Below are 14841 nucleotides of genomic sequence, written 5' to 3' on the forward strand. Positions count from 1 at the left end.
TTATGCGTATCCTGCACACCATGCTGCGTGTCGGCAATCTGGACCGTTCTCTGGCCTTTTACACCGAAGTGCTGGGCATGAAATTGCTGCGCCAGTCCGACTACCCGGACGGCCGCTTCACCCTGGCTTTTGTTGGCTATCAGGACGAGTCCGAAGCCGCCGTATTGGAGCTGACCCACAACTGGGACACCCCCTCCTACGATCTGGGCGACGGCTATGGCCACATTGCACTGGAAGTGCCTGATGCCTACAAAGCCTGTGAGGACATCAAGGCTCGTGGCGGCAAAGTCGTACGCGAAGCAGGCCCGATGAAGCACGGCACCACCGTGATCGCCTTTGTAGAAGATCCGGATGGCTACAAGATTGAACTGATCCAGGCCAAAGGGCGCGTGGATTAAAGCAAACAGAACCGGCCTTAATTGGCCGGTTTTTTTTATGCTTCCCCCTAATTGTTCAACTTGGCACAAACGTGCCCAAATCGTGTTTTGCGACTATTTGTGCCACAGCCCTTACATACCGTAGCCGCTAAAACCCGCCTGTATTCTGCGACAATCTAGCTTGGCTTTTCCCTGCCCTGTTTTCTGCCAACACTATGCTCAATACTCTTTGGCTGTTTTTCTTCCTGATTGCCGCCGTCAGCGGGTTTTACCAGTGGCTGGTCGGGGGAAATAGCGAAATTTTTGCGCAGATGGTGCGCAGCCTGTTCGATATGGCCGCCCTGTCCGTGCAACTGATGCTGCTGCTTTTTGGCACGCTCACCCTGTGGTTGGGTTTCTTGAAAATTGCCGAGAAGGCCGGGCTGATCGATATCCTGGCTCGCTGGCTGGGCCCACTATTTAGCCGCTTGATGCCGGGTGTGCCTGCCGGTCACCCTGCTCTGGGGCTGATCACGCTGAACTTCGCGGCCAATGGCCTGGGCCTGGACAACGCCGCCACGCCCATCGGCTTGCGGGCCATGAAATCGCTGCAAACGCTGAACCCACATCCGGACACGGCCACCAACGCCCAGATCCTGTTTCTGGTGCTGAATGCCTCGTCGCTGACGCTGATCCCCATCAGCATCTTCATGTACCGGGCTCAGCAAGGTGCGCCCGATCCTACGATGGTGTTCCTGCCTATTTTGCTGGCCACCACCGCCTCTTCCCTGGCGGGCTTGCTCAGCGTTGCCCTGGTTCAGCGCCTGCGTTTATTTGATCCCGTTCTGATGCTGTGGTTTGGCGTTTTTGCGCTGATCCTGGGCTCTTTCATGGCCTTGCTGGCTACGCTCAGTGCAGCAGCCATCCAGTCGCTGTCCTCTCTGATGGGCAACCTGACCTTGCTGTCCATCATCTGGCTTTTCCTGCTGATGGGCTGGCGACGCAAGATTCCTCTGTATGAGGCCTTTGTAGAAGGTGCTAAAGAAGGCTTTAGTGTTGCCAGGGATCTGTTGCCCTATCTGGTGGCCATGCTGTGCGCTGTGGGCGTGCTACGCAGCTCTGGCGCTCTGGATATCGTGCTGGACGTGATCCGCTGGCTGGTGAACCTGACCGGACTGGATACGCGTTTTATTGATGCCTTGCCTACCGCTCTGGTCAAACCCTTTTCAGCCGGTGCCGCTCGTGCCCTGTTGATTGAAACCATGCAGCATCACGGCGTGGACAGCTTCCCGGCCCTGCTGGGTGCGACCGTGCAGGGCAGCACAGAGACAACTTTCTATGTGCTGGCGGTTTACTTTGGTGCGGTCGGCATCCAACGTGCCCGCCACGCGGTTTCCTGCGCCTTGATTGCTGATCTGGCAGGCGTGCTGGCCTCGATTGCGGTCTGCTATTGGTTCTTTGGCTAGGAGCCAGGGCTCTGCATGAGGGCAGGAAACTCTGCCACTGCAGACTCAGCCAGGAATGGCCGATCATTCCGTATGGCCTCAACGGTGTCCCTCATAAAAAAACACCCCAAAACGGAATCTATATCCCGTTTTGGGGTGTCGTTCATTATGGAGTTTTGTCTATCAGGCGGCTTGGATAACGCCCTTATCCATCAGGTGATCGGCCAGGGCAATGTACTGTTCCAGGGACAAATCAGCCGGACGGCTGGTAGGTGCAATTTCCAGCGCCTCCCAGTCGATATGAGCCGTCCAGTCACCCAGACCACCGCGCAACATCTTGCGTTTTTGCGAGAAGGCCCGCGCCACAACCTGGCTGAACACACGCCCGTCACGCGCCTGGGGACGATCTGCCGCCAGGGGCACCATACGCACGACTGCCGACACAACACGCGGTGGTGGGTTGAATGCCTCGGGCGGCACTTCAAACAACTTCACCATGCGATAGCGCGACTGCAACATCACCGAGAGGCGGCTGTAGTCTGAAGAGCCGGGTTTGGCGACCATGCGATCAATCACTTCGCGTTGCAGCATGAAGTGCTGATCCACCACGGCATCGGCATAGTCCAGCAAATGAAAGAGCAAGGGGCTGGAGATGTTGTACGGCAGATTACCCACAATACGCAGATTCGGGCCTAAAGCACCGAAGTCCACACTCAAGGCATCAGCCTCAATGATTTCCAGCTTGCTGGGCGAATAGTGATTACGCAGACGGGCTGCCAGATCACGGTCAATCTCGACCACACGCAAACGCTCCAGCGCCTGCGTCAGCGGTCGGGTCAGGGCCGAGAGGCCCGGACCAATTTCCACCATATTATCGACAGGCCGAGGGCCAATCGCACGGATGATCTGGTCGATGATGGCCTCATCTTCCAGAAAGTTCTGTCCAAAGCGCTTGCGCGCCTGATGCTGGGCCATACTTATCCTTAGCGACGGCGGGTGCTGGACTCGGGGTCCAAACGGTTATCAATGTAAGCGCGGCCGCGCAGGCTGTTCAGCCAATCTTCAAAGGCAGGCTCGGCACGCTGCTGGAACAGAGCCTGACGGGCCTGCATGCGCTTGTACTCACCTTCCATATTGCGGGTACGGCGCTCGATCACCTGGATCAGGTGCCAGCCAAACTGGGACTCCACCACGGCGGTATCGTTGCCGGGTTGCAGCTTGTCCATGGCTTGCTCGAACGGAGGCACAGTCTCGCCAGGCGAGAGCCAACCCAAATCACCACCTTGTGGTGCGCTGCTGTCTTCCGAGTAACGCTTGGCCAGATCCTGGAAGGACTCGCCATTGCGCAAACGCACTTGCAGTTGCTCAATGCGCTGACGAGCCTGCTCGGAAGTCATAACCTTGGACAGCTTGACTAGAATATGGCGAGCATGAGTCTGGGTCACCATCATGGGACCGGACTGCGCCGATGCCGCACTAGGCACAGGCGAAGTATTGCTAGGCGCAGCACCGCCACGCTCCAGCACCTTCAGAATATGGAAGCCTTGACCACTGCGGATCAGGTCGGAAACCTGGCCGGGGGCCAGGTTATGGACAGCTTGTGCAAATAAGTCTGGCCAGTCGGACAAGGAACGAGTTCCCAACGCACCACCGCTCAGGGCCTCTTGACCATCCGAGTTGGAGGCAGCCAAACCAGCAAAGTCTGCGCCGGAACGAACCTGGGCCAGCAGGCCTTCTGCTTTGGTCCGCAAACGCGCTTCTTCGCTGGAGTTCGCGCCTTCAGGCACACGCACCAGGATCTGCGCCAGACTGACAGGTGCATTCTGCGCCTGTGCCGCCGATTGTCCCAAATTGCCCAAACCTGCGCCACCTTGAGAGCGCAGGTAAATATCAATGTCGGCGTCCGTAATATTGATGCTGCTGTCGACCGCTCGCATGCGCAACTGATCCAGCAGGATTTCCTGCTTCAGATTGGCACGGTACTGCTCCCAGCTAATGCCATTTTTTTCAATCTCGGCTCGCAACTGAGCTTCGGTCATATTGTTGCGCGAAGCAATCATGCGCACACCTTCATCCACTTGCTGTGGACCGACTGAAATCCCCATGGCGCGAGCTTCCTGCTGCTCCAGGCGCTCATTGATCAGCCGTTGCAAAACCTGTTTGCGCAAGATGTCATGATCAGGAGCAGGAATTTTCTGCTGCTTTAACTGTTCCAGCACCTGTGCGGCTTCCAGATCAACCTGACGCAGGGTAATCACCTCGTCATTAACCACGGCAGCAATGCCATCCACAAACTGGGAGGAAGCAGCGGGTGCCGCCTTGGCTGCAGCGGGCTTGGACTGCGCCTGAGCCATTTGAGCCGTGCCCAGCCCCATGACGGCCATCAAAGCCAATGACAGGGTACGGTTTTTCAAGCTGAAACGCATATTATTCATACCTCTCATGAATCATTTTTTCCTGTACGGGATTGGTGACGGGTTCATAGCCAATCACACGGTCACGCAGCATTTTGATAGGGTCGTTGCCAATTCCGCCCAAACCGGATAGCTCCAGCTGGAAGAATAGGGCCTTATTGGTTTCCCTGGCCGAAACCGCATAGCGTTGCATCACCACACGAGCCGCCCAACAACAGTCGCCTTTATACTCCAGCCCCAGCACCGTTTGCGTGCCACGGCTTTCCTGGATGGAGTAATCGTAACGTCCCACAGCGTACACCTTGTTGCTCAAAGGCCATTGGCCAGTCATGGAGACGTATTCCTTGCCACGATGATCTTCGTCAACGGGCGTAAAGTTTGGATCAACAACCTGACGGGGGTCACGTTCATAACGATAGTTCAAACCCAGTGTTGCCAGGCGTTTAGGACGCCAACGAATACCGGAGGCCAGACGGTTGCGGCGTTTTTCGTCCGGGTTGAATTGCGCATCGAAGTTGACCGAGAACGTATTGGTCAAAGCCGCACTGGCACCGACCAGATAATCGGAACGAGTACTGGTACGCGCTTTTTCATCGCCCAGTGTTACGGTTTGCTTATCAAAATACAAGCGCTGAGCGGCCTGCAGAACCAGACGCTCGAAGCCCGTGTCGGCATCCAGCCAGCGGGACGTCAGACCCACGGTGACCTGGTTTGCATTGGAGATACGGTCCCAACCACCGGAGAAGATATTTTCGCTGAAAGCCTGGGCAAAGTTGAAACTGGCCAGACTGGTGTCGTATAAGGGCAGCGAGGATTGGTCGCGATAAGGCACGTACAGATAGTAAACACGCGGCTCCAGGGTTTGAATGGAGTCGTTGCCAAACAAGGTGGTGTCACGCTCGAAGGTCATGCCGGTATCCAGGGACAGGATAGGCAAGACACGACTTTGCGTACGGGCCCGGTCCGCGAAACGCGCCATATTAGGATCACCCACATACCAGTCTGTCTGGTATTGGCTCATATGCAAGCCAGCTTTGGGCGTGATGTACCAACCTGGGCGAACGATGGGGTAAGCCACCGTTGTGTAAGACGAGAAACGCGTACCATCTGGAGCCAGACGGGTACTGCGCATATTATCGAATTCGCTCAGGTTGCCACTATAAAAGGGCATGCGGAAACGCGTCGCGTAGTTATCGCTGACCACATCAAAGCCACCCCAGTTATAACGGGATGCGCCCAAATACCATTCTGGCAATTTGTCGTACTGCGGCTGACGATACCAGGACGAGGAGTCCTGCAAAGTCTGATAGCGCGTCGCACTGACATGAGAACGGAAATACTTGGAACCGCCCCAACCCAGAGTCACCGTGCTGGCCAGATCCTGAATGGTGGAATCGTTCAATCCAAAACTGCTGAAGTCACGGAAATAATCATCATCCGAGACACGGCGGATATCCGCATTCAAATAGAAACTGGCAGGCAGGCTCTGACGATACTGCCCCATGAACAGCCAGCGTTTATAACCCAGCTCCTTGTCATCAGGCAGATAGTTACCGGTCAACTCTCCGGAGAAGCTGTCACCCAGATAACGGAATTCCCCCCCCAACATGGCGCCGCGTTTAGCCATGAAGCGGGGCGTCAGGGTGGCGTCGTAATTAGGGGCCAGATTCAGGTAATACGGCACGCTCAGGTCTACACCACCCCGCGTCGTCATGCCGTAAGTAGGCAAAAGGAAACCGGACTTTCGCTCTTTACGGAGCGGAAAGGTCAGGTAGGGAGAATACAACAGGGGCATACCCTTGAAGTACAAGACGCCATTACGCGCCACCCCTTCGTTTTCCTTGGAATACAGATCAACCTTGGGCGACTGGATATACCAGGCAGGCTCAGGACATGGACAACCCGAGTAATTCACATCGGATAGCCGCATATGGTTGGAACTGAGAATATCAGCCTGCGTCGCGGTACCGCTACCGCCGGTGGCCCCCAGCCAGAACTCCGGGGACGACATGCGCCCTGTATCCGCGTCCAGGTTGTAATCAAACTCCGGGCTGCGCACCAGGGCCCCATCACGCATGATCAAGCCGTTGCCACGTACTTCCACCTGGCCGGTTTTTTCCTGATAGTCGATCCGGTCGCCTTTGACGACAGAATCAATGCGCCGGACCTGGGCACCGCCTTCCAGACGCAAGGTGCCATCTTCCAGTGTTTTCATCTGGTCGCCTATCAGATAGACGGCCATATCCTCTTCCTGGAGCTTGCGCACTTGCAAACCGGGGGACGTCTTTAAAGACGGACGCACGGACGACTGAGCCTGGGCGACCCCCATGCCTGTCATCATCAACACGATATACCACGCCGCAACTCGCACTAAGACTGCGCCTCCAGTTGTGTCCTGCATTTATGTCCTGCATTTGTTCCACCAGAGACGAAAAACCCTGGCGACCCGGTATTATAGTTAAGCCTGCCGTTTAGCGGCACTGCTAAACACTAATCCGTTACGATCTTCTGCTTCCCTTTATTTATGTCTGCTTCTATTTCTGCCGCTACCGACCCTCGTTTGCAGCAAGCAATTACCTGGCTGAACACCCTGAAGTCCCGGTTTGGACTGGATCTGGACAGCCTGCAAACGGCCTCCAGCGACGCCAGCTTTCGCCGTTACTTTCGCCTGCAAGCCCAGGATCGAACCGTCGTGTTGATGGATGCGCCTCCGGCCACGGAAGACTGCAAGCCCTTTGTGCACGTTACCGAACTGCTGGCACCGACGGGCATCCACGTGCCCGAAATCCTGGCAGCAGACACTGAACAAGGCTTTTTGCTGCTCAGCGATCTGGGTCAGGACAATTTTCAGACCGCGCTGAAAAACCCCATGCCGCAAAGCGAGCTGGACAAACTGTACCGCAGTACGCTGTTGACCTTGGTGAAATTGCAACAAGCCGACACCACGGGCTTGCCTTCCTACAACGAACAGCGTTTGCTGGAAGAGCTGCAGGTGTTCCCCGAGTGGTACATCCAAAAACATCGCCAGTTCGAACTGAGCGAAAAAGATCAGGAGATGTTGCGCAAAACCTTTGCCGAGCTGGTTCAAGCCAATGTGCAAAGCGCTACTGTACTCGTGCACCGGGATTTCCACAGCCCTAATTTGATGATGCCCCTGCCCGGCCAAAGCGAGCCCGGTGTTATCGACTACCAGGACGCCCTGGCTGGCCCCATCACCTATGACATTGCCTCCCTGGTGATGGACGCGCGTGTTACCTGGACGGAAGAGCAGCAACTGGACTGGGCAATTCGCTACTGGCAAGCCGCCATGGAAGCCGGCCTGGATGTGCCTGCCGACTTTGCCGTGTTCCACCAGCAATACGAATGGATGGGCCTGCAACGCAATCTGCGCATTCTGGGTGTGTTTGCCCGCCTCTCTCTGCGTGACGGCAAACATCATTATCTGGACCATATGCCCCGCCTGCTGGGCTATGTACATCAGGTGGCCAGCCGCTACGAGTGTTTTAACGGTTTGCTGCGCCTGCTGAACCGCCTGGAAGGTCGCCAAACTGTTTTGGGCATGACGGTCTGATGCGCGCCATGATTCTGGCGGCCGGTCGAGGTGAGCGCATGCGCCCCTTGACCGACACCTGCCCCAAACCCCTGATTCCGGCAGGTGGTCGGCCTCTCATCGTCTGGCACTTGCGCGCGCTGGCCAAAGCCGGCTTTCGAGAAGTCATCATCAACCACGCCTGGTTGGGTGAGCAGATTGAATCCACTCTGGGTGATGGCAGCCAATGGGGCCTGCGCCTGAGCTACTCGCCTGAATCATCTGCCCTGGAAACTGCCGGTGGCATTGCCAAGGCACTGGATTTTTTCCAGGGCCAGCCTTTCCTGTTAATGAATGGCGATATCTGGTCCGATTGGGATCCTGCCCAAGCCTTTGCCATGGCCGAACGTTTGCAAGCTGGCCGGGAGCAGGCCTGGTTGATCCTGACACCCAACCCGCCCCACCACCCCGAAGGCGACTTTGGCATGCAAGAAGGACAATTGCACCTATGTGCCAAAACCCTTGCGGGTGCCCGCAGCGCCACCTTGAGCGGCATAGGGGTCTACAAACCCGAACTCTTTGCCCATCTGCCCAAAGATCAGCCTGCCAAAGCCGCCCCCCTGCTGCATGCCGCCATCGAGCGCCGGCAGGTGCTGGGCAGTCTGCATGAAGGTTTCTGGATGGATGTCGGTACCCCCGAACGATTAGCCCAGTTAAACCAACACTTGGAATCGTTAGCACCCTCACAGTAAACTGATATTTTCCAGGCTAGCTGGCAGACGTTTCCAAGCACAACAAAGGGCAACAAAGCCAGCCATCCCGCCTCCGTAGCCCCAATGACGTCTATGCTAATGGGTTTTGTAATCGGGACTTGATTTGCTTTGAGTCCCTTGTCTGACAGGAACGTCTGTTCTCATGCTTGGTTCCTCCAAACGCACCGTATTCAAACCCACCGCCTACGGCTCCAGCCGTCGAAAACGCCGTATTCCACGCTGGTTTGTCCTGCTTTTGACAGGTATTGCCCTAGGTGCTGGTGGCCTGCTGTTCTTGCAAAAAAGTTATGGCCCTACGCGCCTGACCGTGGAGCAGTCGGAACAACTGCACTATGACCTCAACAGCGCCAATGCTGACAAGCAACGTCTGCAAGCTCAGTTGAACCAGACCAGTCGCGATCTTGAAGATGTCAGCCAGAAGGAAGACAAGCTGGGCAAACAGACCAGCGATCTGCAGGCCATGGTCACCAAGCTGGAAAAGGATATCGCGCTATTTGCCGATGCCATGCCTCCTGACCCGCGCGGCACCTCCCCTGGCATTCGCGCTGCCGAGTTCTCGGTTACGGACGGCCAACTGAACCACTTTGTGCTGCTAATGCAGGACAAGGGCAAGGACGCCGAATTCACCGGCACCATGGAGTTGGTTGCTGCTGGCCGCTACAGCAATGGTCGCAGCGGCAATGTGGACCTGCCCAGCCAGCCTGTCAGCGTCGGCCGTTACGCCTACATCAATGGCTCCGCAGAGCTGCCCGCCGGCTTTACGCCCCGTCAGGTCACGATCCGCATCAAGCCGGATGGCGCGAACCGCGTCGTTGCCACGCGCACCATCTACGTGACGCCCTCCCGATAAGCGCTGACCTGTCACGCACAGGCTGATAGTCACAAGAAAGCCCTTCAGGCCCTTGGCTTCATCGCCAAAATCCTGAAGGGCTTTTTTTAGCCGACGATCCAGCCAGACTCTTAAGCCACGTGCTGCAAAAAGTCTTTCAAACGTTGGCTAGGTGGATTGCTCAGCAACTCCGCAGGCGGGCCATCGTGCGCCACCCTGCCCTGATCAATAAAGATCAGACGGCTACCCACACGACGCGCAAAATCCATCTCGTGTGTCACCACCACCATGGTCATGCCCTCCTCAGCCAGCAACTGCATGACCTTGAGCACTTCCTGACGCAGTTCCGGGTCCAGTGCGGAGGTAGGCTCATCAAACAGCATCAGCTTGGGTTTGATCGCCAAGGCACGAGCAATGGCGACCCGCTGCTGCTGACCACCGGACAGCTCGTTAGGATAATGGTTCATACGCTCGGCCAGACCGACCTTGGCCAGCAACTCCGTCGCTTCCTCACGCGCCTGAGAGCGGCTGGTGCCACGCGTATGGATAGGCCCGAACATGACGTTTTCCAAAGCGCTCATCTGTGGAAACAGATTGAACTGCTGGAACACCATCCCTGCTTCCCGGCGCAAATCGCGTACCTGAGCGGGCGTGCCATTGACGCTCAAACCATTGACCACGATATCGCCAGCCTGAATGTCTTCCAGCTTGTTGATGCAGCGCAGGAAGGTGGATTTCCCCGACCCGGACGGGCCAACCACCACAACCACTTCGCCTTTATCAATATTCAGACTGATATCGTCGAGCACGATATTGTCGCCAAAGCGCTTGGTTACCTTCTTGAACTCGACAATACTCATACAATCCTCATGCGGTGTTCAATAAACTTCAGAGTCAGGGCAATCAGGCTGGTCAGGATCAGGTAGATCACCGCCACCGCTCCCCAAATCTCCACCGAACGGAAGTTATTCGCAATAATTTCCTGGCCCTGACGAGTCAGCTCGGCAACCCCAATCACAATAAACAGCGAAGAATCCTTCAAGCTGATGATGCACTGGTTACCCATGGCGGGAATCATGCGGCGAAACGCCACCGGTCCAATAATGTGGCGCAAGATCTTGTGAAATGGCAGGCCCATGGCCTCTCCGGCCTCTTTCAGGCCCTTGGGCACAGATTGCAAGGCACCACGCACAATCTCGGAAATATAGGCCCCGGAGTTGATCATCAAGGTGAAGATCGCCGCGGTCAGCCCGTCAATTCGGATACTGGCCAGCATGGGCAGCGCGAAGTAGATGAACATCACCTGCACCACGATAGGCGTGCCGCGGATGAACAGCACGTAAAGCTGACACAGGAAAGAGAGTACATACAGCAGATAGCGTCTGAAAAAACCCAATAGCGACAGAGCGATCAGCGCCTGTATGGAGCTCCAGATCCAGGCTGGCACAAAGCTTAGCCAATTGCTCATCAGCCAGGACAGGCCCTTGAGCGCAAAGCCCAGTGCAAACACGCCCAACACGAACAAGGCGGCTCGGCGCCAGGTGACCGGTACCCGAATATAGGTGGTAATCACCCCGGTCAGAAAACCCAATATAGCGCCACCCACCAACCCCAAAAGGGTAATGAGCAGCGTCATTTTTGTACCTTCCAGAAGGCTGGGTAAAGCCCCCCAGATAGCGTCCCATTCAAAAGTCACAGTGCTACCTTTGTCTTTGAATAAACGCCCACAACAGAGCGTCAAAAAATAAAAGCGGTGATCCCGTTACGACACGCGATCACCGCTTGGCATGCGCTTGGCTTTACGCCTGTTTATTCAGGCTGTTTACCAAACCATTTCTGGTAGATTTTGTCGTAGGTGCCATCAGCACGAATATCTTTCAAAGCCTGGTTCACGACCGGAACCAGTTCGCTGTCCTTGGGAAAGGCAATACCGTAGAAGTCGCCACTTTTCACGGCGCCAGTGACCTTCACACGATCCTTACCGCCGGTCTGGGCGTAGTACTGCACGTTAGGCGTATCGTGCACCACCGCGTCCACACGGCCTGTTGCCAGCTCCAGGAAGGCATTGTCGATATTGGGGAACAGCTTGAGCTTGGCAGTAGGTACCGAGCGCTGCATGAAGTCCACCGTGGCGGTACCGATCTTCACCGCTACAGTCTTGCCTTCCAGATCGGAGGCAGTCTTGATGGCCGAGTTATCGGTGTTGACCAGAATGGCCAGACCGCTTTCGTAGTAAGGATCGGAGAAATCAATCACTTGCTTGCGGTCATCACGAATGGTGATCCCGGCCAGCGCAGCATCCAGATTGCGAGTTTGCAGGCCCGGAATAATGCCGTTGAAGTCCATGGGCTGGAAGCGGTAATTCAGATTGGCCTTCTTGGCGACCGCATCCCACAGGTCGATGTCAAAACCGGTGTATTTACCGTTTTGCTTGAACTCAAAAGGCACAAACGCCGTATCGGTTGCGACCACCAGCTCTTTGCCTTGTTGTGCCAGAGCCTGCCCAGCGGGCAAAGCCAAAGCCAAGGCCAAACCGGCCATCAGGGTTTTCATTTTCTTATTGAACATCCGTTACTCCTCTGTAGGGACTGACCCAAAACCAGCCAGTTCGATGTTTTACCCAAGTCAGCGCAGGCTCATGACCTGCCCCAGCGTTGATCTATCCTACCCGAAGCAGCACAACTGTTTGTATTTAATAGTTTTAAAAAAAGAAAAACCTCGGGAAATCCCGAGGTTTTTTCATACAGCGAGTCGTATCAACACTCAAATTCAGAACGCAGGAACAATAGAACCTTTGTACTTGTCAGCGATGAATTTCTTCACGTCTTCGCTATGCAGAGCCTGGATCAGCTTGGCCACGCGTGGGTCATCCTTGGACTTGGCAGCTACAGCGATCAAGTTGGCGTAAGGGGAGTCTGCACCTTCGATAGCCAAAGCATCCTTGGTGGGGTTCAGACCGGCTTCCAGCGCGTAGTTGGTGTTGATCAGGGCGATATCCACATCAGCCAGAACGCGAGGCAAGGTAGCGGCTTCCAGCTCCTTGAACTTCAGCTTCTTGGGGTTCTGGTCCACATCACGCGAGGTTGCCAGAATGTTGGAGGGATCTTTCAGAGTCAGAACACCGGCTTTTTGCAGCAGCAGCAAGGCACGGGCACCGTTGGAAGGATCGTTAGGGATCGCCACCAACGCGCCTTCTTTCAGCTCATCCAGGCTCTTGATCTTGGTGGAGTAAGCACCGAAGGGCTCAACGTGAACCACAGCCACCGACACCAGATCGGTTTTGTGTTCTTTATTGAAGGTATCCAGGTAAGGTTTGTGCTGGAAGAAGTTGGCATCGATATGGCCGTCAGCCACTTGCTGGTTGGGCTGCACGTAATCGGTGAACACCTTGATATCCAGGTTCACACCTTCCTTGGCCAAAGCAGGCTTCACAAACTCCAGCAGCTCGGCATGCGGCACGGGGGTAGCAGCAACCGACAGGGTCTCGGCAGCTTGGGCCACGCTGGCCAGCAGAGCCGACACGGACAAGGCCAGAACGGGAACAAATTTCTTCAAAGACATGAGCGACTCCAGTTTCAGAAAGGCAAGACTATGACGATAGCTGCCAGGACTTATTTTCGGCTCAAGCGAGCCACCATGGCGTCTCCAAACACCTGCAGGAGTTGCACCAGCACCACCAGGATAGTCACGGTCACCACCATGACATCCGTTTGATATCGTTGATAACCAAAGCGCAAGGCCAGGTCACCCAGGCCACCACCGCCGATCACACCGGACATGGCCGAATACCCCACCAGGGCAATGGCGGTCACAATCAGGGCCGCCACAATGCCGGTCGTCGCCTCAGGCAGCAAAGCCAGCAAAACGGTCTGACGGGAGTTCGCTCCCATGGCACGGCAGGCCTCATTCACACCGGGGTCCAGTTCACGCAGGACGTTTTCCACCAAACGGGCAAAAAACGGCGCGGCGCTCAGGACCAAGGGTGGAATAGCGCCCTGCACCCCCAACGACGTACCGGCCAGAATGCGTGTCAAAGGAATAATGACGATCAGGAGAATCAGGAACGGCACGGACCGCAAAATATTCACGATCAGGGACAAGCTCTGGTAGATCCAGGCATTGTCCAGCATCTGCTTGCGGCTGGTCAGAAACAGCAGCACGCCTAATGGCAAACCAATAATTGCGGTAAAGCCCAGCGAAATACCCGTCATCAACAAGGTATCAATCGTGGCTTCACCAATCAGCGCCCAATCCAGGTTGCTAAAGTTCATGGTCGCAATACCTCAAATTGGACATTCAATTCAGTCAGCAAGGCATCCAGCCCTGCTTTAGCCTGCGCATCCCCTTGCACGGCCACGACCAGTTGTCCGTAGGGCTCGGTTTTGATGCGGCCAATGGCTCCCTGCAAGATGCTGACATTCAGCCCCAACTGGCTGGTAATACGACTGATCAGGGGCTCTGTCGTCGCCACACCACGCACACTCAGGCGCATGACGCTACCAGTCACCCCTTCGGCCAGCGCGTGCCAGTCATCAGCGTTCACGCCGCTTTCACTGAGCAAGGACTGCGTGGTGGGGTGATGCGGGTGCAGGAACACATCCAGCACTTCGCCACACTCCACAATCTTGCCAGCATCAATCACGGCAACCCGATCACAGACTGAGCGAATGACATCCATGCCGTGCGTAATCAGGACAATCGTCAGCCCCAGCTCCTGATTGATCTCGCGCAGCAAACGCAAGATCGACTGGGTGGTTTCCGGATCCAGCGCCGAGGTCGCTTCGTCGCACAGCAAAAGCTGTGGCCGATTAGCCAGGGCACGGGCAATACCGACGCGCTGCTGCTGTCCGCCCGACAACTGACGGGGATACTTGTTGGCATGGTCCTTCAAGCCCACCAGCTCCAGCACTTCCAGAGCACGAGCGTGACGTTGGGCGCGATCCACCCCTGCCAGGCGCAGAGGAAAACAGACATTATCCAGAACCGTGCGGGAATGGAGCAGATTGAAATGCTGGAACACCATACCCACGCCCTGTCGGAACGCGCGCAACTGCGCACCCGAAAAGCGTGTGATGTCCTGATCCTGTACCCAGACCTGACCTGAACTGGGTTGCTCAAGCAGATTGAGCATGCGGATCAGCGTACTTTTCCCAGCACCCGAGCGACCAATAATACCGAAGACCTCTCCTTGGTGAATCTGCAAGGAAACGTCGTTCAAAGCATGAACGGTCTTGCCTGCCAAGGAATAGGTTTTTGAGATGTGTTCAAGACGAATCAAGATGAACTCAGCCTAGTTAGTCAGTCGAGTTATAAAAGCCTGAGCTGTAAGCGAAATTTACCATAAAGCAAATTTGACTATGACCAGATAGATATAACCCAAGGAAATATTGAAACCATACTGAGGGCTGCACTGTATAGCAAGATTTCCGACCGGCCAATGCGCGGATGTGACCTTGGCTGTGCAAGGCAAGCGCCCAAAGAAAAAGGCCGCTAAG

At 55.7% G+C, this 14841-nt stretch carries 14 protein-coding genes; 5 read left to right on the forward strand and 9 right to left on the reverse strand.

All coding sequences use genetic code 11. The annotated features are described in order from the left end of the window. The first annotated feature begins 2 nt into the window (after positions 1 to 2). On the forward strand, positions 3 to 398 hold the full coding sequence (gloA, locus tag OSH04_RS05885) for a lactoylglutathione lyase (RefSeq protein WP_035271035.1): 396 nt from the start codon (positions 3 to 5) through the stop codon (positions 396 to 398). Positions 399 to 592: 194 nt separating this feature from the next. Next, complete coding sequence (locus tag OSH04_RS05890; RefSeq protein WP_083054098.1) at positions 593 to 1822, forward strand: nucleoside recognition domain-containing protein; 1230 nt, start codon at positions 593 to 595, stop codon at positions 1820 to 1822. A gap of 162 nt (positions 1823 to 1984) precedes the next feature. Here OSH04_RS05890 and rsmA read toward each other — a convergent pair whose 3' ends face one another. Genes rsmA through OSH04_RS05905 form a run of 3 tightly spaced genes read right to left on the reverse strand, consistent with a single transcriptional unit; the run spans position 1985 to position 6616 of the window. Next, a complete protein-coding gene (gene rsmA, locus OSH04_RS05895) occupies positions 1985 to 2776 on the reverse strand; it encodes a 16S rRNA (adenine(1518)-N(6)/adenine(1519)-N(6))-dimethyltransferase RsmA (RefSeq protein ID WP_060185620.1) in 792 nt (263 codons plus the stop codon). Positions 2777 to 2784: 8 nt separating this feature from the next. Further along, a complete protein-coding gene (locus tag OSH04_RS05900; protein ID WP_035271041.1) occupies positions 2785 to 4236 on the reverse strand; it encodes a peptidylprolyl isomerase in 1452 nt (483 codons plus the stop codon). Further along, positions 4229 to 6616, reverse strand: coding sequence for an LPS-assembly protein LptD (locus OSH04_RS05905; protein WP_309544372.1), 2388 nt, complete (start codon positions 6614 to 6616; stop codon positions 4229 to 4231). The genes OSH04_RS05900 and OSH04_RS05905 overlap by 8 nt, the downstream gene beginning before the upstream one ends. 123 nt (positions 6617 to 6739) lie before the next feature. Between OSH04_RS05905 and OSH04_RS05910 the strand changes: the two genes are divergently transcribed. The 3 genes from OSH04_RS05910 (at position 6740) to OSH04_RS05920 (ending at position 9367) form a co-directional block, all read left to right on the forward strand. Next, positions 6740 to 7786, forward strand: coding sequence for an aminoglycoside phosphotransferase family protein (locus OSH04_RS05910; RefSeq protein ID WP_266108104.1), 1047 nt, complete (start codon positions 6740 to 6742; stop codon positions 7784 to 7786). Next, the gene (murU, locus tag OSH04_RS05915) at positions 7786 to 8496 is read left to right on the forward strand and encodes an N-acetylmuramate alpha-1-phosphate uridylyltransferase MurU (protein WP_083054101.1); all 711 of its coding nucleotides are present in this window, start codon (positions 7786 to 7788) and stop codon (positions 8494 to 8496) included. Before OSH04_RS05910 ends, murU begins: the two co-directional genes overlap by 1 nt. 163 nt (positions 8497 to 8659) lie before the next feature. Further along, positions 8660 to 9367 (forward strand): hypothetical protein, encoded by a 708-nt coding sequence (locus tag OSH04_RS05920; RefSeq protein WP_009454993.1) that lies wholly within the window; start codon positions 8660 to 8662, stop codon positions 9365 to 9367. 110 nt (positions 9368 to 9477) lie between these two features. On the opposite strand, the gene glnQ is transcribed toward OSH04_RS05920, so the two are convergent. From glnQ to OSH04_RS05950, 6 genes are all read right to left on the reverse strand, one after another. After that, positions 9478 to 10206, reverse strand: a complete 729-nt coding sequence (glnQ, locus tag OSH04_RS05925; protein ID WP_009454997.1) for a glutamine ABC transporter ATP-binding protein GlnQ — start codon at positions 10204 to 10206, stop codon at positions 9478 to 9480. Then, entirely contained in the window at positions 10203 to 10982 is a 780-nt protein-coding gene (locus OSH04_RS05930) for an ABC transporter permease subunit (RefSeq protein WP_022983464.1), read from the reverse strand. Before OSH04_RS05930 ends, glnQ begins: the two co-directional genes overlap by 4 nt. Positions 10983 to 11155: 173 nt before the next feature. Beyond that, on the reverse strand, positions 11156 to 11887 hold the full coding sequence (glnH, locus tag OSH04_RS05935) for a glutamine ABC transporter substrate-binding protein GlnH (RefSeq protein ID WP_373568170.1): 732 nt from the start codon (positions 11885 to 11887) through the stop codon (positions 11156 to 11158). A 228-nt stretch (positions 11888 to 12115) separates the two neighbouring features. Beyond that, positions 12116 to 12907: a MetQ/NlpA family ABC transporter substrate-binding protein gene (locus tag OSH04_RS05940; RefSeq protein ID WP_009455007.1), complete on the reverse strand. Its 792-nt coding sequence runs from the start codon at positions 12905 to 12907 to the stop codon at positions 12116 to 12118. A 50-nt stretch (positions 12908 to 12957) separates the two neighbouring features. Beyond that, the gene (locus tag OSH04_RS05945) at positions 12958 to 13617 is read right to left on the reverse strand and encodes a methionine ABC transporter permease (RefSeq protein WP_022983463.1); all 660 of its coding nucleotides are present in this window, start codon (positions 13615 to 13617) and stop codon (positions 12958 to 12960) included. Beyond that, positions 13614 to 14624 (reverse strand): methionine ABC transporter ATP-binding protein, encoded by a 1011-nt coding sequence (locus tag OSH04_RS05950; protein ID WP_247965900.1) that lies wholly within the window; start codon positions 14622 to 14624, stop codon positions 13614 to 13616. Before OSH04_RS05950 ends, OSH04_RS05945 begins: the two co-directional genes overlap by 4 nt. Positions 14625 to 14841: the final 217 nt, after the last annotated feature.

Source organism: Alcaligenes nematophilus (assembly GCF_026344155.1).
Lineage (GTDB): Bacteria > Pseudomonadota > Gammaproteobacteria > Burkholderiales > Burkholderiaceae_B > Alcaligenes > Alcaligenes phenolicus.